This is a genomic window from Pedobacter alluvionis (assembly GCF_003664035.1).
In the GTDB taxonomy this organism is placed as follows: Bacteria; Bacteroidota; Bacteroidia; order Sphingobacteriales; family Sphingobacteriaceae; genus Pedobacter; species Pedobacter alluvionis.
Map to the genome: position 1 here is coordinate 1,187,079 of NZ_RCCK01000011.1, position 22,058 is coordinate 1,209,136.

Sequence of the window (22,058 nt, forward strand, 5' to 3'; positions counted from 1 at the left end):
GGGTTTAATTTATTTTTCAAAATCAATTAAACGAAGGGGAATTCTATTGAACTGATAGGCCTCCGCCAGGAATCGTCATTCGCAACCAGTATGTTATCGGGGTTATTGGAATCCATAATGCAAGCGTTTTGAGATTCCGCATGTGCGATAATGGTGCCTGCCCTGCCGAAATCTCCGGACTGAATGCAACCACTAGATGGCAGTATTATACTTTCACGTTAAAAACTTCCTGCTTTGGCCTTTCGTGTGGACACATCTTTTGGTTTGGGTTTTTATACGTTTTGCTAGCTTGCTTTAATAAATTTACAGGTTTTACCGAAGAACGCCGTCAATCCCAAGGGCCAGGAGAATCAAAAAAACAGGAGCAGTTCATTACAATTGGCACAAACAAACCTGAAACGCAGTGGTTTTGTGTTCGTAAACGTTAATTTAAAGTTTAAAGAAATATTGAACACAAAACGAAGTGCCGCTGTTTTTTTGATATGTGTAGGACTGTGCAAAAGGCTCATTGCTGGATTGACAAAGCGCTTTGGGTACTTTGGCGCTCCAAAGTACCATGCCCCCGCGGCATAGAGCGGAAAAAGACAATGGTTATGTATTAACTTGAGTTCGATTAATAATGTGGCTTTTAGAGCTATTCTTTAGGTATTTTGGTACTAGTGTCGTCACCCTGATCTCGATAGCTATCGGATTCATTTCAGGGTCTTAATAGCAGGAAAGATGCTGAAATAAATTCAGCATGAAGACCGACTTAATGAATGTGTACTAAAAAAACAAAGATGGAATTAACAAAGATGTGTCCACACGATAGGCTTTGGCAGGCTAACTGATTATGATTATTTATAAAATATCAAATGTAATTCGTGGGTGACGTTATTTACCGAGCGTAAACCAGAGATATTTACATCATAAGAATAACTCAAGTTTAAAATCCATATATTTTTTATCCCAAAAACGGTCAGTTCTTTTGATGTAATCTCAAAATATTGTAAGTTTAAAGTTTTTTAAGCGGCTTAGCTTACAAAAATTTTATATCCATCAATGTTACGTGTCGATAGTTCTAAAGCCTGTAAAGTGGTGTACTCTTTGTGTAAACATGAGTACCTCGGCTATTTAATTGAACCACACGTAGTTCAGCTTAATCCCCAGGGTGATTTTTCTTTTACCTACCAACGGATTTTTACCCACACGGCAGAGGAGTTTAATGCCTGCTTAAGTGACATCGATTATAAGCTGATCAAAATTTTAGATGATATTGAGCAGGATTCGCTGATTAAAAAGTATTACAAAAAATTAATCAGGCCTACTGAATTCTTCACCAAAATTTTCGACGATAAGTTTTATGAAAATGTTCGTCCTAAAATTGAAAAGAAACTTGCCGAAGCTTTAGAAATCTTAAAGGTCAAAAATGAGCTTTATGTTATGGACAAAGATGGCTGGCCGGTAGAACGCAAAATAGAACTTGCTGATGAGCCTGCATCCATCCTTTTCCATTTCCGGAGAAACGAAACTGAAACACGTTATTTTCCAACCATCAAATACCAGAACCTGCGCATCGAATTTATGTTTAAAGAAGCGCAGATCATCAGCAACAAACCTGCCTGGTTATTGCTGAACGATGTGTTATACTTTTTTGATCAGGATATTGAAGGGAAAAAACTACAACCGTTTTTAAATAAACGTTTTATTGCCATACCGAAAACAACCGAAGCCACCTACTTCGAAAAATTTGTTGCCCCTTTAATCGAGAAACACCATGTGTATGCAGAAGGTTTCGAAATCAGGACGGAACAGTTCGAGGCTACACCTGTAATCAAGGTTTTATATGTAGATGGCGGTCTTTCGCAAATCCAGTTATACTTTAAATACGGGGAATATACTTTCCCTGTCGAAAACGCACATAAAGTAACCGTGCGTTTAGAAAAAACGGCTGATAACTATATTTTTCACCGTATCAAACGTTCGGCTGAATGGGAGAAAAAACAGTTTAATTTATTGTTATCCTTAGGACTTAAAAAAACGAGTTCATTATTCACCAACCTTGAAGTAGCTTCAGCAGATGAAAATCCAAGCTATGGAGCAATAAATTGGGTAAATGAGCATATCGAAATCTTAGAGGCATCGGGTTTTGAAATTGAACAGGCTACCGGGCAGAAAAAATTTGTATTAGGGGCCAGCAAAATCGATCTGGAAGTTAAAGAAGGAAACGATTGGTTCGATATCCATGCTGTGGTTTGGTTTGGCAAATATCAGATTCCTTTTCTATCGTTAAAACAGCATATTTTACATAAAAAGCGTGAGTTTTTATTACCTGATGGCGAAGTGGCCATTATTCCAGATAAATGGTTTACTCAATATGGTAGTCTGTTTAGTTTGGCAGAAGCCGGACAAACACTTAAATTAAAGAAACATCATATCGGCTTAATCAATGATCTGGCCGAAGATAGTTTGGCTAATGTTACCCTCGAGCGTAAACTTCAGCGTCTTTCGGATTTTGAAGATATTGCCGATACGCAGATGCCCGTTCACTTTAAAGGAACTTTGCGCGATTACCAAAAGGCAGGCTATAACTGGTTCAGCTTTTTACGCGAGTATAATTTTGGCGGCTGTTTAGCTGATGATATGGGTTTAGGTAAAACCATCCAGACCTTGGCCATGCTGCAAAAAGTTAAAGAAGACGATCAACTGTTGGACACACAAACCACCTCGCTGATCATTATGCCAACATCTTTAATTTATAACTGGTTAACAGAGGCAAAAAAGTTTACACCAAAGCTTAAAATATTAGCCCATACAGGCACCAACCGCAATAAAGATGTCGCTAATTTTGCTAATTACGACATTATCATTACCACTTATGGCGTTACGAGAGTTGATGTAGATGAAATGAAAAATTTCTATTTCAATTATATTATTCTCGACGAAAGTCAGAACATTAAAAACCCGGCATCCAAATCGTTCAAAGCCGTTAGAAGCTTAAAATCGAAAAACAAACTGATTTTGAGCGGTACACCGGTAGAAAATTCAGTAAGCGATTTATGGTCGCAGTTAACTTTCTTAAATCCAGGGCTATTGGGCACACAGGCATTTTTCTTCGAAGAATATGTGCAGGCGATCGAAAAGAAAAAGGACGAAGAAAAAGCTCGTAAACTGCAATCAATTATCAAACCTTTTGTACTCCGCAGAACGAAAGAGCAAGTGGCTGCAGAGTTACCACCTAAAACGGAACAGGTAATTTATTGCGATATGAGTGAAGACCAGGCCGCTTATTACGAAAAAACCAAATCGGCCTACCGTAATGATCTATTACAGAGCATGGATGATGGAACTTTTGCGAAAAAACAGGTGCAGCTTTTACAGGGCTTAACTGCTTTACGCCAGCTGGCCAATCACCCTGTGATGATAGACGGGGAGTACATATCCGATTCGGGCAAATTTGAAAATGTAATCCACACTTTAGATAATGTGCTTAAGGGCGGACACAAGGTTTTGGTTTTTTCTCAGTTTGTAAAACACCTTGATATCTTCAAAAAACATTTTGAAGCAGAGCATATACCATTTGCTTATTTGGATGGATCAACCCGTAACCGTGGTGAGATCGTTTCTGAATTTCAGCAGAATACCGACTTAAAGGTTTTCCTGATTTCGATAAAAGCCGGTGGCGTAGGTTTAAACCTCACACAAGCCGATTATGTCTTTATTCTGGATCCATGGTGGAACCCTGCAGTAGAACAACAAGCTATTGACAGAACGCACCGTATCGGTCAGGACAAAAAGGTTTTTATCTATAAATTCATCGCAAAAGATACTGTTGAAGAGAAAATCCTGGCTTTACAGAACCGTAAAAAATCGTTGGCAAATTCATTGATCACCACAGAAGAAAGTTTCTTTAAATCGTTGAGTAAAGAGGATATTAGGGATATACTGAATTAAGCTTTATAGTAAAAATGTCATCCTGAATGCAATGAAGGATCTTTATTGAATAGGTTCAGCCCCTGTATTTCATAGCTTATAGATTATTCATTGCATTTAGAATGACAGATAACTAAATAGATTTCTCCATTCCGCTACGCTTCAGTCGAAATGACGCCGGTTTTAGGAAGTCTCATTGATAGCTCCGTTACAATTTAAAATTCTTTTCAAAACTCATTCCCTCCTTACTTGTTATACAGTAGAACATAAATTCTACCATCATGACAAATCAAGATTTTAATACTGCAGTAAATAATGTTAAAGAAGCATGGAAATATCCAGAGTTATTCGAAAATGTTTCAAAATCTGAGCGTTGGTTATCAGGCGCAGCAGGAACATATTTACTTTTTAAAGGCATTACCAGCATTTTTTCACATCCTGTAATTGGATTAACTGGTGCTGCAATTGGTGCAGGACTATTATACCGTGGCATTACAGGCTATTGCCCAATGCGCGATTTAGCAGAGCAACGCAGGGAAGATGTTGCACCTGACGAAGTAATTATCAGTGAAACCTATGTTGTTGACGATTTAGGGTAAAATTTTAAATACTAAATTTCCATTTCTTAATAAACTGGTTAACTTTAAAAAGTTAAACCACAATCATGAACAAGTACACACTATTATTTATTCCTGCACTTTTTGCAGGACAAGCTATGGCGCAAGATAAGAAACCAGACCCTGCCAATGATCCAAAAACAACGGAGGTTTGGGAGCCAGTTCCTAAAATTGTTACACCAGGTAAATTGCCTCAAGATGCACCATCTGATGCGATCATTCTTTTTAGCGGTAGAAATTTAGATGCATGGCATTCTGTTAAAGATCCATCGAAACCGGCTGCGTGGACAATTGACGATGGATTTTTTACCGTAAAAAAAGGAACAGGAAATATTGAAACCAATAAAAAGTTTACCGATTACCAACTGCATCTGGAATGGAAAATCCCTGAAAACATTTCTGGCGAAGGTCAGGCACGTGGAAATAGCGGAGTATTTTTAGCTTCAACCGGTGGTGGTGATGATGGTTACGAAATTCAGATTTTAGATGTTTATAATAACAAAACCTATGTGAACGGACAAACAGGTAGCATCTATAAACAAGCAATTCCTTTAGCCAACGCCAACAAAAAACCTGGTGAATGGCAATATTACGATATCATTTGGAATGCACCACGTTTTAATGAAGACGGAACAGTACAAAAACCAGCAAGTGTTACCGTATTTTTAAATGGCGTACTTTTACAGAACGGATTTATATTAAAGGGTGCAACAAGGTATATCGGTGCTCCTGAATATAAAAAGCATGGTCCTTCTTCAATCAAATTACAAGATCACGGAGACCCAAGCCCTGCAATCAGCTACAGAAACATCTGGGTGAGAGAATTATAATTTCAACAAAACAACAATAAGGAACCTGCAGGCCAAAAGCTTGCAGGTTTTGTTTTATACAATAATTTGACTGATAATTGTAACCAGATTATTTAAGGTCGGATTTTTTATGAACAAAGGCAGATTAGAAGCATTTAGCGATGGTGTAATTGCAATTATCATTACCATTATGGTTTTGGAAATTAAAGTACCAGAACATGGCGAAACTTTAGCAACCTTAAAACCGTTGATCCCTAAATTTATCAGTTATATCCTAAGTTTCATTTATGTTGGCATTTACTGGAATAATCACCATCATCTATTACATGCCGTTAAAAAAGTAAATGGATCAATGCTTTGGGCTAACCTAAATTTCCTCTTCTGGCTTTCACTATTTCCATTTGCGGCGGGCTGGATGGGCGAACACCACTTTGCCTTATGGCCTGTTATTCTATATGGTGTTGCATTACTTCTTGCAGCCATTTCCTATACCTTATTGGTAATTGTGATTAAAAAAACAGAAGGTCAGCACTCTTTGGTGGTACATGCCATAGGTAATGATGCTAAAGGGAAATTCTCATTGCTATTTTATATTGCAGGTATCGGATTAAGTTTTATCAACCCCTGGATTGGCGTTGCGCTTTATTTCGTGGTCGCCTGCATCTGGTTTATTCCTGACAGAAGAATTGAAAATGCCATGCGTGAGCAGGGTTTAACTGATGATAATAAGTGAGATATCATTTTTTGCTTTTCATTTGAAAATGAGCGCTCAGTAATCCTTCTGAAACAGCAGTCCCGTTATCCGCTACTTCCGATGCTAATTTAGTGCCGATTGATCGGTAAAGAATCGGAACCGCTACTACCGGGTTTATTGAACACAGGCAGTAAGAGAAACATTAAAACTTACAGCCACATCAGCTTCAAAGAGCCTGAAGCATTTCCATATACAACTCCCGGCTGATCATTTCAGCGCCTAAACTCATTAAATGATCGTTTGGCAACTGACAATCGATTAAATCGATATTCATTTTACTTAAAAAAATAAGCGCAGCTTTTGAGGCATTACTTACATGACTAAACATACTTTCGCCGCAAAACACACGGTTAACTTTTAGCCCGTATAATCCACCCACCAATTGATTTTCCAGCCAAACCTCTACGCTGTGGGCATAGCCCTGTTGATGGAGATTGATATAAGCATTTTGCATTTCGTTGGTAATCCAGGTTCCATCCTGCCCTTTTCTTTCCGTAGTTGCACAATTCCGGATCACCTCGGCAAAAGCCTGGTTAAAAGTAATTTTGAAAACCTCCTGTTTTAAAATTTTCTGCATGCTTGTACTGATTTTGATTTTATCAGGATAAATTACGCAACGATGATGTGGCGAATACCAAAGGATCGGTTCGCCTTCGCTAAACCATGGAAATATACCATTAGAATAGGCAATTAATAACCGCTCGGTACTTAAATCTCCTCCAATGGCCAGCAAACCATCCTCTTCTGCCAAAGCCGGATCCGGAAAGCCTGGGTGATCATCAAGTAACTGAAAAAACATATACAAAAATAAGAAAGAAAACAAAGATTAAACCCTGACGTTTTAAATTAGTCATATTGTAAAACAGTCTATGATGAGCACAAAAGATAATTTCTTAAAAGTAAAACATCTTTACAACCGGGCCGGCTTCGGGGTTTCTTATACCGACTTACAAAAATTAAGCAAAAAAAATCTCGATAAAGTGGTCGATAACTTGCTTAAAGATTCCCAAAAAGATGATCCAATTAATTTAATAAACGATTTTGAATCAAAACGACAGCTTTTGGTACAGGCAGGTTTATATGCTAAAAAAGACCTGACGGATGATGAAAAGAAAATGCGTCAGCAGATTATACGCGAGCAAAACGAAGTGAGCCGCGACCTGAATATTGCCTTCATTACTAAGATGATTAATACAGATGCTCCCTTGAGGGAAAAGATGACGCTCTTTTGGCATGGTCATTTTGCCTGCCGCAGTAATAATCCATTCTTTGCACAACAACTAAACAACATCCAAAGAGCAAATGCCTTAGGAAGTTTTAAAACCTTGTTGGTAGAGGTTTCAAAGTCGCCAGCGATGCTGCAATACCTGAATAACCAACAGAATAAAAAAGGGAAGCCAAATGAGAACTTCGCCCGCGAACTGATGGAGCTTTTCACTTTAGGAAGGGGGAATTATACCGAGCAGGATATTAAAGAATCTGCCCGCTCATTTACAGGCTGGATGTATGATAAAGATGGCTCATTTATTTTCAGGCAAAATCTGCACGATACCGGAACAAAAACCTTTTTCGGTAAAATCGGGAATTTTGAAGGCGAAAACATCATTGATATTATTCTCGAAAAACCAGAAACCGCACAGTTCATTGCCAGGAAGGTGTATCAATTCTTTGTTAATGATAACCCCAATGAAACACATGTTAAAGAACTCGCCACACATTTTTACAATTCGAAATACGACATTGCTGCAATGATGAAAAAAATGTTTACTTCTGATTGGTTTTATAGCCCGGAAAATGTAGGTACAAAAATTAAATCACCAGCTGAATTTTTAGTGGGTTTAAGTCGTGAGTTTTATGTTACTTATAACAAACCACAGGTTTTAATACAGCTGCAAAGCAGTTTAGGACAATATTTATTTAACCCGCCTAATGTTGCGGGCTGGCCTGGCGGACAAAGCTGGATTGATAGTTCATCGTTAATGTTAAGGATGCGGATTCCATCGCTTGTTTTAAATGATGGAGAAATCGATTTTAGTGGTAAAGCTGATCCTGAAGATGAAGCCGTAATTGCTTTAAGCCGCACGGCTACCACCAATGCAAATGCCAATATGAAACCAAAATCGTACGTAAACGCAAATGCAGACTGGCCTAAATTTTTAAACACTTTACCAAAAGGATTAACGCCATTAGCACTTACCGAGTTTTTACTGCAACCAAAATTAAATACCAAAATAACCACAATGGTAAGTGATAACAAAGGATTGCGAAGTACGGCCGTCGAAATTACCAGTATGCCAGAATACCAGTTGTGCTAGATGAATATTGATTAATGGTTTGATGGCTCATGTTTGATCGCCGCTTAGCTAAACACCCAGGCCATGAACCATCAACAAAAAAACTTTACACCATGAACAGAAGAAATTTTTTAAGAAATACAGGATTTGTTGCAGCAGGTTCGCTATTCGTTCCGGCTTTTATGAAACCACTTGAGGCCATGGCACTTGATGAGCTGAGCCTTTACAAAAACCTCGTTGTGGTTCAGCTCTCTGGTGGAAATGACGGTTTAAATACGGTTATTCCCTTTGGGAACGACATTTATTATCAAAAAAGAAAAAGTATCGCCATTAAACCTGAAGAGGTAATCAGATTGAACGACATGCAAGGGCTAAATCCGAACATGGCTGCCTTGCAAGAAATTTACGATCAAGGCTGGATGACCATTATTAACGATGTTGGCTACCCGAATCCGGATCGTTCGCATTTCCGCTCCATGGATATCTGGCAAACCGGTAGTGATAGTAATCAATTTTTATCAACCGGATGGATTGGCCGCTATTTAGATAGCAATTGCCAAACCTGTAAATTCCCTTATACGGCAATAGAAGTTGATGACTCACTTTCTCTGGCCATGAAAGGGCAAACCAAAAAAGGAATTGCATTAAAAGATCCTGCAGCTTTGTTCCGCAATACGAACGATCCGTTTTTTAAGGCCATGCTGCAGAATGATAAGGAACATTTAGATGAAGATAATTTAGGTTATTTATACAAAACCATGATTGAAACTTCCTCTTCTGCCAGCTATATACAAAACACCTCCAAAGTTTATCAATCGAAATCCACTTATCCAACTTCGGGTTTTGCTAACCAATTGAAAACGGTTTCAAAATTTATTTCTTCTGGATTAAAAACCAGGGTATATTATGTATCGTTAAGTGGTTTTGATACACATGTTAATCAGATTGGCCAACAAGGTAATCTGCTTAAACAGTATAGCGAGGGCATGGCTGCTTTCTTAAAAGATCTGAAATCGAATAATAAACTGGAGGATACTTTGGTGATTACCTTCTCCGAATTTGGCCGCAGGGTAGAACAAAACGCCAGTAACGGTACCGACCACGGAACGGCAAATAATATGTTTGTTTTCGGTGGAAAATTAAAGAAACAAGGGATTTTTAATGCCGCACCAAACTTGAGCGATCTCGATACCGGCGATTTAAAATATCAATTGGATTTTAGGCAGGTTTATGGTACCATTTTAGATAAATGGCTCGATGTAAACAATGCTGATATTCTGAACAAAAAATTTAATACGCTGGATTTTATATAGCTATTACAAAGAAGTCAAGTTTAACAACCCACTGGCTATAAAACTTGACTTCTTTTCGATTTATTTTCTTTTTAACACATATACAGGTCTACTGGTGTCTTTATCGATCTGATCGGTATAAGTATTAAAAAGTTCATAGCCATATCCTTTCATTTTATTGAGGCAATCCATCTGGGAATTGAAAAGTAAATCGTTTCCATCATCACCTCTTAAGTTCAGTTCTTTATCCCTTTTAAATTTTTGTCCATAATCTATTCTGGCAATATATGTATTGCCGCCGTTGTAAATCGGCTTGAGCTCAATATATTCAACCTTGATGGCGCTTAAGTTAAAGCCATTTACATTTTGGGCTTTGGCACTCGACAGTCCAAAGCAAGCGACGGATGCCGCAGCAAGAATAATTTTTTTCATGTTGTGTTTCATTTGTGTGTAATTCTAAATTACGAAGAAAACAAGCAGAAAGCATTAACGAGCTGTAACAAAATTCTCAGTATTAAATCTTAAACTAAAAAACACAATGAACTTTTTAGGCAATATCATCTGGATTATTTTTGGCGGCATCTTTATTTTTTTCGAATACATTATCGGAGGCTTAATCCTTTGCCTAACCATTGTAGGAATTCCTTTTGGCATTCAATGTTTTAAATTTGCCATCGTAGGCCTGGCTCCTTTTGGGGTTAAAATTACGGATACATCTTCGAACACAGGCTGCCTGTCTACCGTCATGAATTTGATCTGGATTTTATGCGGTGGTTTCTGGATAGCCTTAACCCACTTGTTTTTCGGAATTCTGCTTTGCATTACCATTGTTGGTATTCCATTCGGACGCCAGCATTTTAAGTTAATGAATTTAGCTTTTACACCGTTTGGCAAATCGATTTCCTGATGAATAAATCTATATTTTTCCGTCATTTACACGACTTATTCGTCATATTACTCTTGTATTTTTTTGAAAAGCAGGGTTCTGTGTTTATCGGATCAGAAAGTCCTGCCATCCGCTTTACCTCTCTGAGTTCGGTGCTCGCTCCTGTCAGGTTTATTGAACTTTGGCCTGTTCCCATTGGCAAAAAATACTGTGCTTAGCCCCGATTGAATGGATGCCCACGATATTACATCGGGGCAGGAAGGAAAGCGGGACTACCGCGACCGAAGCGCACAACAATTGCGCTCCAAAAACTACTGGATAAGTCCTATGGATTTAGAATGTTCAATCGCTTCCTCACTATTATTAAATAAACACGCACTCACCCCTTTATCTTCCACTTTTTTAAGCAATTGTCTGGTTTCTAATTCTTTTTCAGGACGTATATTACGGATATAAACTGCTTCGATATTTTTAGGATATTTCTCCACTATTTTGGAATAAATCGTTGGATCCTGCTGCGAGTTATCACCAAAAAACACAAATTTCTGATTGGGAAAGGCATCTAAAATCCGCATTACCCTCAATAATTTACCCTCATGCCCTGTTTTACCTGTTCTAACTAAATCTTTCCATCGTTTTAAGGTATTTAAAAGGAAAGCACCATTTGGCAGTTTATTAAACCTGAAAGTCTCGACTAGATAATCATAGAGATTCCATTCGCTGCTGCTTACATAAAAAAAAGGATTGGGCTGATTTGCATCGGTATGCGACAGGGCCAATTGCTGATAGTGATTGGCTGCATCCGGAAAGGTTTTACGGGTATGTGGATTTTTGATAAACAATTCTCTCAATCTTCTTCCAATAGTTGCCGAATGAGAAATCATTACGGTATCATCCACGTCAGAAATAAAAGCATATTGCGTAATATGTGGCACATATACCTTGCCTTCTCCAGCACTTAAAACTGTTCTGTCTTTATCAACAGCTTCCACTTTTACAAAATGCCAGCCTGCAGGCACATCCTGCTCGGCTTTCCATTCGAACTTAAAAAAGCCATCTCCTTCGGTTTTATTGTAAACAATCTGATCAAAAAATTGCAAGCGCACCTCAACAAAAGCATAAGGTTTTAGGATAAAGAGCTTTAAAAGATGTACAATGTTAATAAACAAATTATTGCTATAAACCTGCTTTGTTTTCGCCTTGCGTTTAAAAACATGACCATAAACAACCAGGTTATGCGTGTGGCCATAGCCGTGATATACTTTAACACTAACAGATTTATTCATCTGTATTAAAACAGAGTTTACCAAAAGTTGTTTGTTGATGTATAAACCATTAGGTAGCACATGAAATTATTATTCATCATCAACCCGGGCTCAGGCAGTCATGATCTTAACTTGAAGGAAGTAATTTCTACCTATTTCGAAGCAAAAAATACAGAAATCGATCTTTTTGAACTGCCAAAAGACTGCTCTTTAGAAAAGATAAAGGAACGGATTAAAAGTTCAAAAGCAGATCGTGTGGTAGCAGTTGGTGGCGACGGCACCTTAAAACTGGTAGCTGAATGTATGTTGCATACCGAAACGCCCATTGGTATTATCCCTGCCGGTTCAGCTAATGGAATGGCGAAAGAATTAGGTATACCAACTGATATTGAACTGGCTTTAGCCATTTTAGATGAAGGCCGTTTGCAAAAAATCCATGTGGTTAAACTTAACGATGAAATCTGCATTCATTTATCCGATTTAGGTTTTAATGCCTACCTGGTGAAGAAATTTGATACCCTGCCCCAGCGCGGTATGTGGGGTTATGCAAAAGCCACCTGGCATGCCTTATGGAACCACAGCAGAATGGAAGTGCAGCTGAAACTTAAAAACGAAACCATTACCTCTAAAGCAGCCATGGTGGCCATTGCCAACGCAACTATGTATGGCTCTGGATTAAAGATAAACCCAGACGGAAAATTAGACGACGAACTTTTCGAAGTGGTTTTGGTAAAAGATTACTCCTATCTTGAAATCTTAAAAATTTGGATCACCAAATTACCTTTCAACCCTAAAAAAATAGAAGTATTTCAAACTGCTGAAGTAAAGATTTCTTCGAAACACAAAGCACACTTCCAGGTTGATGGAGAATACATTGGCAGGGTAAATACTGTTGAAGCAAAAATTCTCCCGGCAGCCATAACAGTGGTTTTACAAAAGGCTTCAGAAGGATGAGCGATGAATTTTAATGGTAAAATATAATCTGAAAAATTCGGCAATGAAACAGATCCGAAATAAAATATCAAACCACCTTTCGCCAAGGTTTAACACTTCCGGTAAATAAGTAATAAAGCCAATAGAAAATATCCATACCACTAAACGGAATGGAAACTGAATATAATAGGTAATAAAACCGAATTTCTTAAATAAGATTAAACCTGCTACCGATACAAAAAGCGATACAAACAAAGGCAACAGTAAAATAACTTTGGCCTGCGAAAGAATCTGATCAGGGATTTCGTTCAGATGTGTTAAAATCTGCCAAAACTGTTTAGCAAGCAACAGGATACTGATCATATCCAATAAGGCAAAAAATCTGCTGGCGTTTTTCATTTACTTACAATACTTTGCTAAATAATCATCAGCCATTTTACTCCCTATATATTTAACAAATAAAAAATCCTCACAGGCGCCTTGATTGTCGCCTTGTTTGATTTTCTTTAGCGCCATTTTAATCCGGTCGCTCAGATACTCATCATCAATGCCCAACTGGTTTTTAACGGCAATTATCTGGGCTTCCTGCCCAGGTTTTGCCTGATCGATATTTTTATAGAAATTAATTACGGAATTGGTTAAACCTTCTTCAGCCAAATAAGTACGGATTGCTTCCTGAATGGCTTCGCTGGATTTTCCTTCACAATTATAGCCCGATAGTACAAAATTTACGGGTGCTATAATCGAAACCGTAGTATCGTAACCCACCGGAACCTGCCATTTACCACTACTTAAACGCACTAACCGCAATGCTTCCTCATCTAGGTCAGACAGTATTCCTTTGCTCACTTTTGAGAAATAGACCTTGCCTTGTGCATTAAGCTTAAAACTCACGTTTACCGTCCCCTGAATACAATTATCTTTAGAAAACTGGGGATAAATGGTGTTTTCTCTTAAAAAGTTTGTAAAACCACTTTTACCAGATTTGAACTGAACCTGGCCAATGGCCCATGAACAGCTGAAAAGTAAACAAATGGTGAACAGGTGTTTCATTGTACTAATTTACGGTTTTAACCGCAGAGAACGCAAAGTTTTTCGCAGAGAGAAGAGGAGTTGTTTGCCACGGAAGCACAGAAAACACGGAAAAATCATCGATAACTTTATTACAGAGACGTCATCTCGACTGCAGCATAGCGCAATGACGATTACATTAAAATATTTCTGCGGTTAAAAACTAAGAAAAAGTAACCTTCAAAATTAAATCCGGATCAGGGCAATTGGCTAAATACTTTTCCCTTTCGCTAAACTTACAAACGCCCGGATAATCGCCTTTTAATCCTTCCATATTTTCGATTAATTGAAAATGAAGGTGTGGTGGCCAGTAACCGTTCTCTTCTTTTGAGCCTAAGGTTGCGATTTTGGCTCCTGCAGGGATAAATTTACCCTGCTCCAGCCCATTTAACGAATCCAGGCTTAAATGCCCGTATAATGCATTAAATTTAAAACCATCTATTTCATAAGCTAAAATAATGGTTGTACCATAATCACCAAAGTTGTTGTTATTGGCAAAGCTCTGAACGTTGGCATCATAAAAATTATAGACAGGTGTTCCAACCGGAGCCCAAATATCTACACCTAAATGTAACCTGCGGGGTTCCTCTTCAGTATCAAAATGTGTGCTTCGCGAGTAAATAGTGCGGTGTTCGTTGTATCCGCCAATTCCGTAACGCGCATTGTTTTTAGCCAGCTTTTCATTTACCCAATCAGAAAACAGATCGGTATCATCTAAAATTCTGTCTGTTAATTCCGTATTGGCCGCTGTAAAATCCAAAGGCAGAAACTGGTCGTGTTTTACATCAAAATCAACAACTTTTTGGATCAATGCAGCATTTGATTGAATAACCTGCTCGAAAGTTTGCATCTGAAATTATTTAAAGATATATACGAAGTTATAAATGTAGTGCGATAAAGCTCCGCCGATTACAAACAGGTGCCATAATTCATGACTGTGCATCCATCTTGACAGTTGTTTATCCTTCGCATAATAATAAGTTCCGCCAATATAAAAAATGCCTCCAAGCAATAACCAGAAAATTGCACCGATGGGCAAAGTCCCAAGCATTTTCTGTAGCAAAGGCACAATTAAACAACCCATTAAGATATAAATGGATAACGATATGGCTGTACTTTTTAATCGGTTGAAGATTTTGAGCAGACAGCCCACAATGGCAATAATCCATACAATAGCGAACAAACTCCACCGCAGCCAGCCATCAAAAACCAGTAAAGCAGTTGGCGTATAAGAACCTGCTATCATCAGGTAGATGCAGCAATGATCGAATTTTTGCCAAAAGCGCACACCATAATCGCTAGCCGGATAACCATGGTACATGGCGCTTACACCAAAAAGGATAAAGGTGCCGATGCTATAAATCCAGGCAGCGGTATATTCAACAGGCGTATTGCATTTCTGAAGCAACATATAGCCAGCCGGAATTGCAATTAATGCCGGTATAAAATGAGTGAAGAAATTAACGGGTTCCCTTAGCTTCCTCACAAAAAATTATTCGCTGTCTTCGTCTTTTTGTCTGGGCTCTTTGGCAATTTTATCAAAAAGATGATCCATACGCTCAACATACTCGTTGGTATCATCCACAAAGAAAGTAAGTTCTGGTACCACCCTTACCTGGTGACGGATTCTGCTTCCCAATTTATATCTGATCTCTCCGGCATGCGAATTAACCGTATTGATTGAAAGTGTGGTATTATTGGTATTAAAAAAACTCAGGTAAACTTTGGCTACGGCCAGATCGGGCGAAACCCTTACGCGGGTAATGGTTACCAATGTATTAGGCAAAAATGCAGCACCTTCACGCTGAAAAACCTGTGCCAACTCCTCTTGTAATACTCCTGCAAATTTCTGCTGACGTTTACTTTCCATAATGTTATAATTATCAATTACCAATAATCAATTATCAGACCATACAAGGTAGATAATATTAAATTGATAAGGTTTTAAAATTATCAATAGCCAATAATCAATTATCAGACCATCACTAGTCTGCTGATATTAAATGGTATCAATAATAAATATTCTAAAAATGTAAAACTTTTGAACCCACAACCCGAGTTCGGTTAATATTATTCTAGGGCGATCGTCCTGCTGAATTCATTTCAGCATCTCAACTGCAAATAGACCCTGAAATAAATTCAGGGTGACGATTCTAAGTTAGAAATATCTAAATATTATCAAACTGAGGCTTATGTTTAAAAGCTGTAAGACTTATTTCCGCAATATATCGACGGAATTTAATCTAATATAATAAATTGCTATCATACGGATACCTTGCCACATGCGCAGCTTTAACCTTATCGTACAATAATGTTTTAAACTCTTCCAGGTTTTCTTTTTCTGTAGCCGATATAAACAAAACCGGCACTTTATCATGGCTCATCCAGCTTTTTTTGAAGTCTTCTAAAGTAAGCTTACCATCATCCTCTTCATCATCAATCTCTGGCGAAACATAAGCGTCAATTTTATTGAAAACTAAAATCATGTCTTTATCAATTGCGCCGATATCTTTTAAGGTTTCGTTAACCGTATTGATCTGATCTTCGAAGTTTGGATGCGATACATCAACCACATGAATCAGCAAATCAGCTTCGCGCACTTCATCTAACGTAGATTTAAAACATTCTACCAAATGGTGAGGCAGCTTGCGGATAAACCCAACGGTATCAGAAAGTAAAAAAGGCAAATTCTCGATTACCACCTTACGAACAGTCGTATCTAAAGTGGCAAACAGTTTATTTTCTGCAAATACTTCCGATTTCGACAACATATTCATGATGGTAGATTTACCCACGTTGGTATAACCTACTAAAGCTACCCGAATTAACTGACCACGGTTTTTGCGCTGTGTTTCGTTTTGCCGGTCTATATTTCTTAAACGCTCTTTTAACAAAGAGATTTTATTTAAAATAATCCTTCTGTCACTTTCTATCTGGGTTTCACCCGGACCACGCATCCCGATACCACCTTTCTGGCGTTCCAGGTGGGTCCACATACCCGTTAACCGCGGCAGAACATATTGTAATTGTGCCAGTTCTACCTGTGTTTTTGCCTGTGCAGTTTGGGCCCTGTTGGCAAAAATATCAAGAATTAAATTACTTCTATCCAAAACCTTAACCCCAAGCTCACGATCGATATTACGCAGTTGCGACGGCGATAATTCGTCATCAAAAACTACTACATCAATTTCTTCTGATTTTACGTACGCTTTAATTTCTTCCAGCTTACCTGTACCCACAAATGTGGCACGCTCCGGCTTAAGCATTTTTTGCGTAAAAACCTTCTCCACTTTCCCACCAGCTGTATCTACCAAAAAGGCCAGCTCATCTAAATATTCTTTCGTTTGGGCTTCTTTTTCGCCAGGTGTAACCACTCCAACTAAAATTGCCCGTTCCTGCACTACGGCAGTATCATATGTTTTTTGTTTTCCCATGTAATTAGACAAATATACGAAATTTGCCAATGTGTAAATCCATTAACAAACCATGTTGATGCAATAAAAGTTTTTAATTCAATTTGGAGAAAAGAGATTGTTATCGCTTCCATGGCAACACGGCCAATTCAACACACAGATGCATTAAGGTCATTAAGGCGGTCTAAAATATTATTCTTAGGAAAACAGGGATCTGTGCATTTCGGTTACAAAAGCCCTGCTATCGCTTCAAATCCTCGCTCGTACCTCGCTGTGGGTTTTCCGCTTTATCAGGTTTATTTAACAAAAGACTGAAGTGCTTAGTTTAGAGGCAAAGTGCAATATAAACCTCGCAGCTTTCCAAAACCTGCGAGGTTTAACGAGAACTATATTTGTGCTACAAATTCTTTAATAGCATTTCCCGGATTATCCGTTTTCATAAAATTCTCACCGATCAAAAAACCATTAAAACCTGCTGCTTTTAATTCCTTAATGGTTTGCGGATTACTGATGGCGCTTTCTGAGATCTTTAAAAACTCATCCGGGATTTTGTTCACCAGTCCGAAGGAGGTCTGGATGTCGACCGTAAAGTCGGTAAGGTTTCTATTATTTACACCAATAGCATCCAGGTTCGGGCAAATGCTTCGCTCCAACTCTTCCAGGTTATGCACTTCTAAAAGCACATTCAAGCCTAAGCCTTTGGCAAATTTCCCGAAATCATTGATTTGCTGAGGGGTTAAAATTGAAGCGATCAGCAGAATAATATCAGCACCCCAGGCTTTTGCTTCCAGGATCTGGTATTCATCAATCATAAAATCTTTTCTTAAGATCGGAATATTATTTGCCGCCCGGGCAGCCAGAATATCATCGGTTTTACCACCAAAAAAATCTAAATCCGTTAAAACCGAAAGTGCAGATGCGCCTGCAGCGTTATAAGCCTGCGTTACCTCTGCAACATCGGCAATTCCGTTAATTAAACCTTTTGATGGCGATCGGCGCTTAAACTCTGCAATAATCCCAGTACGGTCTTCAGCCAGTAGAAACTCCTTAAAAGAATAAGGCGTTCGGTTAAAATGCAACGAATTTTCTAAATCCTGAACAGAAACCAAAGCTTTTGCAGCAACAATCTCTTCCTTTTTACGTAATACGATTTTATCTAATATGTTCATTTTACTAATTTGTCTTGCTGATCCGATAGCTATCGGATTTGTTTAACCATCTAAAAGTTAACTAATCCCAGTAAAATCCTGAATCAAGTTCAGAATGACGACCGGATGAATAAAGCCCTAGGGAGTCGACGTTAACCAATTCTCCATCATCTGTTTGCCATGCTCCGTTAATACACTTTCGGGATGAAACTGTACCCCGCGTACATCAAACGTTTCATGTCTTAACGCCATGATTTCGTTTTTATGATCTCTGGCCGTAATTTTTAAACATGAAGGGAAATTATCTTTACTCACTACCCAGCTGTGGTAGCGACCAACATTTATAGTTTGCGGGCATTCCCAAAATAAAGGCTCATCGCCATCTACAACGGTTACCGGTGTGGCTATTCCGTGCATGGGCCTGCCTAAGTTCAATAAAGTACCGCCAAATACTTCGGCAATGGCCTGTTGACCTAAACATACGCCAAAAATACTTTTAGTTGGCGCATAGGTTTTGATTACATCCAATAACAAGCCCGCCTCTTCCGGAATACCCGGACCCGGCGAAAGTAAAATTTTATCATACTTTTCTACATCGGCCAGCTCGAATTTGTCGTTTCTCCAAACTTCTGCTTCGTAACCTACTTCGTTAATTAAATGCACAAGATTGTACGTAAAACTGTCGTAGTTATCAATAACCAACACGGTTTTTTTATTTATATTTTCCATTGTATTTTCTCCTTATTTACATCATCCATCTCACTTCATCCATTTTACATCTTCACTAAATTCCCTCTGCCATCTGCAACGCTTTGCGCAATGCGGCAATTTTATTATTTACTTCCTGCATCTCATTTTCAGGGACAGAATCGGCTACAATGCCAGCCCCTGCACGGTAATGCAGTTCATTATTTTTGCTCATAAACGTCCTGATCATGATGGCGTGGTTAAAATCATCATTGAAACCCATAAAACCAATGGCACCGGCATAAAAATTCCTGCCCAGTTTTTCGTTTTCATCAATCAGCTGCATGGCTTTGTATTTTGGCGCACCACTTAAAGTACCTGCCGGATAGGTATCGGCAACGACTTTAAAAGCACTTACATTTTCCTGCAAATGACCACTTACTTTACTCACCAAGTGGATCAGGTGCGAATAGTACTGCACTTCTTTAAAAGATTTTACTTCAACTCGGTTACAGTGCCGGCTTAAATCGTTTCTGGCCAAATCAACCAGCATTACGTGCTCAGCACTTTCTTTAGGGTCTTGTTCTAATTTACGGGCCTGTTCAGCATCTTCAATATCGTTTCCGCTTCTCTTAAATGTTCCGGCGATGGGAAAAATATTTGCCGAATTATTCTTAATCGTAATCTGTGCCTCCGGTGAAGAGCCGAATAATTTAAAATTACCGTAATCAAAGTAAAACAGGTAAGGCGATGGGTTTATCGAACGCAGGCAACGGTACACATTAAATTCATCGCCAGAAAATGCCTGTTTAAATGCTCTTGAAGGAACGATCTGAAAAACATCACCCCGGTAAATGTGCTTTTGAAGTTTCTCCACCAAATCCATAAAACCCTGATCGGTTAAATTCGAACTTTCCTCACCACGCAGTTGAAACTTATATTCAGGGTAGTTTTTATTCTGGATCAGGTATTCCATTTTTTCAAGTCCACCTTCTTCTTCTCCTTCGAAAGTATTTTTGAACAGCGTAATTTCGTTTTTGAAGTGATCGATGGCGATGATATAACGGTACAAGTGGTATTGCATCTCCGGAATCTCCTCCCCTTCAGGTGTTGCGGAAGTAAACTTGATATCTTCAAAATGCTGCACAGCGTTCCAGGTAAAATAGCCAAACAGGCCACTCGAAATGAATTTGATTTCAGGCAATTCGGTTTCTTTGAATTTGTCCTTAAAATCCGCGATTTCATCAATCAGGTTTTTACTTTCGGTAATTTCTACTGCTCCATCGGGGAAATAGGTTTCCAACCGTGATCCCTTTAAGATAATTCCGGCAACAGGATCAGCACAAACAAAACTCATGGAGTTTTCTCTACTGTGGTAATCTGAACTTTCCAACAAGATGCTGTTAGGGTACACATCACGTAAGCGTAAATAAATGCTCACTGGCGTAGTAGTATCGGCAAGCATTTTTTTGTAAGTCGTATTTATTTTATACATGATAAAGGTAAAATGGTGTAAGGCTTATGGTTTGCATTCTCGTATTTTTTTCAACAATAAAAAGCCCGGCGTGTGGTTCTACGCCGGGCTTTAATGGTTCTTTAATAAGGTTTAGGTTGATAAACTATATTTTGTTCATACGCAGCCAGCGCAATTCATTCGAATTACTTTGCCAAAGCCATGTATGTATATTGTTGATCATGAGCCACAAAAATATAAAGAATTTTGAAAAACCGAAATATTTATGAAAATAAGTTTAGTCTGGAGTCAGAAGTCCGAAGGCGTGAGTGTTAATCCACTTGTCATCCTGAGCGCAGCGAAGGATCTTTTAAGGTAAGATCTCTTTTCTAACCGCAAAGAACGCTAAAGTAAGCGCAAAGCAAGCAAAAGCTTATTGCTGAACATATCAGGAATGTTAAGGATAGCAAGTTTTCCCTCTGCGTAAATCAGCGTAATCTGCAGGCCCTAACTTATTTTGTCATCTTGAGCGCAGCGAAAGATCTTTTAAGGTAAGATCTCTTTTCTAACCGCAAAGAACGCTAAGGTCAGCGCAAAGCAAGCAAAAATTTATTGTTAACCATATAAGGAATGTAAGGAAATATAAGATAGCAAGTTTCCCTCTGCGTAAATCAGCGTAATCTGCGGATCCTAACTTATTTTGTCATCCTGAGCGCAGCGAAAAATCTTTTACACAATATCGTCATCTCGACTGGAGCGCAGCGAAATGGAGAGATCTATCTCGAGACAGATTTCTCGGCTGCGTTGCACTTCGCTCGAAATGACGGCTCGAGGGAGCTTCACCACCAATGAAGACTCAGCGACCTCCGTGCTCTTCCTCTGTGTACTTTGTGGTAAAAAGCGAGTGCATTAAAACGAAAAAAATCCCGCTCTTTTAAAGCAGGATTTATATTAATTGCAAGAAATATCCATTTAAGAAACCCCAAAAAACGATCTTCCGGGTACTGCCTTAACCATTAATAGAATAGCTATAATAATTAAAATTAGCGCCAATCCGAAGAAAATAGCGATGGTACGGTGTTTGGCAACAGCTTCAGTTAACTTTTTCGACTTTGCATTACCTACCGTGATTAAAATAATTGCAACTACCATCATCGTGATGTGCTCCATTTTAAAATAACGTACCGCTGGTGCACCCGCACTGCTCAACTTATACCAGCCCTCGCTAAAATAAAGCACCAAACCAATTAACAATTGAATGTGTGCACTGATTAAAGCGAAAACATTTAGCTTTCTATCGCCTTCCGTATAGGTTTTATTCCCGAACCAGCCAGCTAAAGCCTTAGCAACAGCTATAATCAATAAAAGAAAAACCACATAGCGCCATCCAGAGTGGGCACTTTTTAAAATATCGTTCATATTAATAAATTTCTATGATTCAAAAATAGACATTAATTGTAAAAAATAGGATATTCAACAGATTGAACGCTTATTTATATTAGTTTTAAACAAATTAAAACCTAA

Annotated in this window: 21 protein-coding genes; 8 read left to right on the forward strand and 13 right to left on the reverse strand. The window is 38.5% G+C overall.

Features of this window, described 5'->3' with window-relative positions:
- Positions 1 to 1,041: 1,041 nt before the first annotated feature.
- The 4 genes from BCL90_RS13025 to BCL90_RS13040 all read left to right on the forward strand — a co-directional run bounded on the left by BCL90_RS13025 (position 1,042) and on the right by BCL90_RS13040 (position 6,071).
- A complete protein-coding gene (locus tag BCL90_RS13025; RefSeq protein WP_121284383.1) occupies positions 1,042 to 3,933 on the forward strand; it encodes a DEAD/DEAH box helicase in 2,892 nt (963 codons plus the stop codon).
- 260 nt (positions 3,934 to 4,193) lie between these two features.
- Positions 4,194 to 4,511, forward strand: a complete 318-nt coding sequence (locus tag BCL90_RS13030) for a YgaP family membrane protein (RefSeq protein WP_121284384.1) — start codon at positions 4,194 to 4,196, stop codon at positions 4,509 to 4,511.
- Positions 4,512 to 4,576: 65 nt separating this feature from the next.
- On the forward strand, positions 4,577 to 5,359 hold the full coding sequence (locus BCL90_RS13035; RefSeq protein WP_121284385.1) for a 3-keto-disaccharide hydrolase: 783 nt from the start codon (positions 4,577 to 4,579) through the stop codon (positions 5,357 to 5,359).
- Positions 5,360 to 5,468: 109 nt separating this feature from the next.
- Positions 5,469 to 6,071, forward strand: coding sequence for a TMEM175 family protein (locus tag BCL90_RS13040; protein WP_121284386.1), 603 nt, complete (start codon positions 5,469 to 5,471; stop codon positions 6,069 to 6,071).
- Between the two features lie 187 nt (positions 6,072 to 6,258).
- Here the strand turns inward: BCL90_RS13040 and aat are convergent, their stop codons facing one another.
- Entirely contained in the window at positions 6,259 to 6,891 is a 633-nt protein-coding gene (gene aat, locus BCL90_RS13045) for a leucyl/phenylalanyl-tRNA--protein transferase (protein WP_121284387.1), read from the reverse strand.
- Positions 6,892 to 6,961: 70 nt separating this feature from the next.
- Here aat and BCL90_RS13050 point away from each other — a divergent pair, with 70 nt between their 5' ends.
- Complete coding sequence (locus tag BCL90_RS13050; protein WP_121284388.1) at positions 6,962 to 8,407, forward strand: DUF1800 domain-containing protein; 1,446 nt, start codon at positions 6,962 to 6,964, stop codon at positions 8,405 to 8,407.
- A 92-nt stretch (positions 8,408 to 8,499) separates the two neighbouring features.
- Complete coding sequence (locus tag BCL90_RS13055) at positions 8,500 to 9,699, forward strand: DUF1501 domain-containing protein (RefSeq protein ID WP_121284620.1); 1,200 nt, start codon at positions 8,500 to 8,502, stop codon at positions 9,697 to 9,699.
- A gap of 60 nt (positions 9,700 to 9,759) precedes the next feature.
- Here the strand turns inward: BCL90_RS13055 and BCL90_RS13060 are convergent, their stop codons facing one another.
- On the reverse strand, positions 9,760 to 10,110 hold the full coding sequence (locus BCL90_RS13060; protein WP_134380388.1) for a hypothetical protein: 351 nt from the start codon (positions 10,108 to 10,110) through the stop codon (positions 9,760 to 9,762).
- Between the two features lie 106 nt (positions 10,111 to 10,216).
- On the opposite strand from BCL90_RS13060, the gene BCL90_RS13065 reads away from it, so the two are divergent.
- Positions 10,217 to 10,585, forward strand: a complete 369-nt coding sequence (locus tag BCL90_RS13065; protein WP_121284390.1) for a YccF domain-containing protein — start codon at positions 10,217 to 10,219, stop codon at positions 10,583 to 10,585.
- A gap of 290 nt (positions 10,586 to 10,875) precedes the next feature.
- Here BCL90_RS13065 and BCL90_RS13075 read toward each other — a convergent pair whose 3' ends face one another.
- Positions 10,876 to 11,850, reverse strand: coding sequence for an App1 family protein (locus BCL90_RS13075; protein ID WP_121284392.1), 975 nt, complete (start codon positions 11,848 to 11,850; stop codon positions 10,876 to 10,878).
- 60 nt (positions 11,851 to 11,910) lie between these two features.
- Between BCL90_RS13075 and BCL90_RS13080 the strand changes: the two genes are divergently transcribed.
- Entirely contained in the window at positions 11,911 to 12,783 is an 873-nt protein-coding gene (locus BCL90_RS13080) for a diacylglycerol/lipid kinase family protein (RefSeq protein WP_121284393.1), read from the forward strand.
- On the opposite strand, the gene BCL90_RS13085 is transcribed toward BCL90_RS13080, so the two are convergent.
- From BCL90_RS13085 to BCL90_RS13135, 10 genes are all read right to left on the reverse strand, one after another.
- Positions 12,772 to 13,161 carry a hypothetical protein gene (locus tag BCL90_RS13085; protein ID WP_121284394.1) on the reverse strand — a complete coding sequence of 130 codons (390 nt, stop codon included), beginning with the start codon at positions 13,159 to 13,161 and terminating at the stop codon, positions 12,772 to 12,774. The genes BCL90_RS13080 and BCL90_RS13085 overlap by 12 nt on opposite strands.
- Positions 13,162 to 13,815: a TonB family protein gene (locus BCL90_RS13090; RefSeq protein WP_121284395.1), complete on the reverse strand. Its 654-nt coding sequence runs from the start codon at positions 13,813 to 13,815 to the stop codon at positions 13,162 to 13,164.
- A 181-nt stretch (positions 13,816 to 13,996) separates the two neighbouring features.
- Complete coding sequence (locus BCL90_RS13095; RefSeq protein WP_121284396.1) at positions 13,997 to 14,683, reverse strand: peptidoglycan DD-metalloendopeptidase family protein; 687 nt, start codon at positions 14,681 to 14,683, stop codon at positions 13,997 to 13,999.
- A gap of 6 nt (positions 14,684 to 14,689) precedes the next feature.
- A complete protein-coding gene (gene trhA / locus BCL90_RS13100) occupies positions 14,690 to 15,319 on the reverse strand; it encodes a PAQR family membrane homeostasis protein TrhA (protein WP_121284397.1) in 630 nt (209 codons plus the stop codon).
- Between the two features lie 6 nt (positions 15,320 to 15,325).
- A complete protein-coding gene (gene rbfA / locus BCL90_RS13105; RefSeq protein WP_090503026.1) occupies positions 15,326 to 15,703 on the reverse strand; it encodes a 30S ribosome-binding factor RbfA in 378 nt (125 codons plus the stop codon).
- Positions 15,704 to 16,076: 373 nt separating this feature from the next.
- Complete coding sequence (gene hflX / locus BCL90_RS13110) at positions 16,077 to 17,267, reverse strand: GTPase HflX (RefSeq protein ID WP_121284398.1); 1,191 nt, start codon at positions 17,265 to 17,267, stop codon at positions 16,077 to 16,079.
- Positions 17,268 to 17,632: 365 nt separating this feature from the next.
- On the reverse strand, positions 17,633 to 18,415 hold the full coding sequence (gene trpC, locus BCL90_RS13120; RefSeq protein ID WP_121284400.1) for an indole-3-glycerol phosphate synthase TrpC: 783 nt from the start codon (positions 18,413 to 18,415) through the stop codon (positions 17,633 to 17,635).
- A gap of 117 nt (positions 18,416 to 18,532) precedes the next feature.
- Positions 18,533 to 19,123, reverse strand: a complete 591-nt coding sequence (locus BCL90_RS13125) for an anthranilate synthase component II (RefSeq protein WP_121284401.1) — start codon at positions 19,121 to 19,123, stop codon at positions 18,533 to 18,535.
- A gap of 55 nt (positions 19,124 to 19,178) precedes the next feature.
- The gene (locus tag BCL90_RS13130; protein WP_208529779.1) at positions 19,179 to 20,576 is read right to left on the reverse strand and encodes an anthranilate synthase component I family protein; all 1,398 of its coding nucleotides are present in this window, start codon (positions 20,574 to 20,576) and stop codon (positions 19,179 to 19,181) included.
- A 930-nt stretch (positions 20,577 to 21,506) separates the two neighbouring features.
- Complete coding sequence (locus tag BCL90_RS13135; protein WP_121284403.1) at positions 21,507 to 21,953, reverse strand: cytochrome B; 447 nt, start codon at positions 21,951 to 21,953, stop codon at positions 21,507 to 21,509.
- Positions 21,954 to 22,058: the final 105 nt, after the last annotated feature.

What these genes read in the sequence shown, in the direction of transcription:
- BCL90_RS13025 (WP_121284383.1), top strand. Translation starts at nt 1,042, where the DNA reads ATGTTACGTGTCGATAGTTCTAAAGCCTGTAAAGTGGTGTACTCTTTG.
- BCL90_RS13030 (WP_121284384.1), top strand. Translation starts at nt 4,194, where the DNA reads ATGACAAATCAAGATTTTAATACTGCAGTAAATAATGTTAAAGAAGCA.
- BCL90_RS13035 (WP_121284385.1), top strand. Translation starts at nt 4,577, where the DNA reads ATGAACAAGTACACACTATTATTTATTCCTGCACTTTTTGCAGGACAA.
- BCL90_RS13040 (WP_121284386.1), top strand. Translation starts at nt 5,469, where the DNA reads ATGAACAAAGGCAGATTAGAAGCATTTAGCGATGGTGTAATTGCAATT.
- aat (WP_121284387.1), bottom strand. Translation starts at nt 6,891, where the DNA reads ATGTTTTTTCAGTTACTTGATGATCACCCAGGCTTTCCGGATCCGGCT.
- BCL90_RS13050 (WP_121284388.1), top strand. Translation starts at nt 6,962, where the DNA reads ATGATGAGCACAAAAGATAATTTCTTAAAAGTAAAACATCTTTACAAC.
- BCL90_RS13055 (WP_121284620.1), top strand. Translation starts at nt 8,500, where the DNA reads ATGAACAGAAGAAATTTTTTAAGAAATACAGGATTTGTTGCAGCAGGT.
- BCL90_RS13060 (WP_134380388.1), bottom strand. Translation starts at nt 10,110, where the DNA reads ATGAAAAAAATTATTCTTGCTGCGGCATCCGTCGCTTGCTTTGGACTG.
- BCL90_RS13065 (WP_121284390.1), top strand. Translation starts at nt 10,217, where the DNA reads ATGAACTTTTTAGGCAATATCATCTGGATTATTTTTGGCGGCATCTTT.
- BCL90_RS13075 (WP_121284392.1), bottom strand. Translation starts at nt 11,850, where the DNA reads ATGAATAAATCTGTTAGTGTTAAAGTATATCACGGCTATGGCCACACG.
- BCL90_RS13080 (WP_121284393.1), top strand. Translation starts at nt 11,911, where the DNA reads ATGAAATTATTATTCATCATCAACCCGGGCTCAGGCAGTCATGATCTT.
- BCL90_RS13085 (WP_121284394.1), bottom strand. Translation starts at nt 13,161, where the DNA reads ATGAAAAACGCCAGCAGATTTTTTGCCTTATTGGATATGATCAGTATC.
- BCL90_RS13090 (WP_121284395.1), bottom strand. Translation starts at nt 13,815, where the DNA reads ATGAAACACCTGTTCACCATTTGTTTACTTTTCAGCTGTTCATGGGCC.
- BCL90_RS13095 (WP_121284396.1), bottom strand. Translation starts at nt 14,683, where the DNA reads ATGCAAACTTTCGAGCAGGTTATTCAATCAAATGCTGCATTGATCCAA.
- rbfA (WP_090503026.1), bottom strand. Translation starts at nt 15,703, where the DNA reads ATGGAAAGTAAACGTCAGCAGAAATTTGCAGGAGTATTACAAGAGGAG.
- hflX (WP_121284398.1), bottom strand. Translation starts at nt 17,267, where the DNA reads ATGGGAAAACAAAAAACATATGATACTGCCGTAGTGCAGGAACGGGCA.
- trpC (WP_121284400.1), bottom strand. Translation starts at nt 18,415, where the DNA reads ATGAACATATTAGATAAAATCGTATTACGTAAAAAGGAAGAGATTGTT.
- BCL90_RS13125 (WP_121284401.1), bottom strand. Translation starts at nt 19,123, where the DNA reads ATGGAAAATATAAATAAAAAAACCGTGTTGGTTATTGATAACTACGAC.
- BCL90_RS13130 (WP_208529779.1), bottom strand. Translation starts at nt 20,576, where the DNA reads ATGTATAAAATAAATACGACTTACAAAAAAATGCTTGCCGATACTACT.
- BCL90_RS13135 (WP_121284403.1), bottom strand. Translation starts at nt 21,953, where the DNA reads ATGAACGATATTTTAAAAAGTGCCCACTCTGGATGGCGCTATGTGGTT.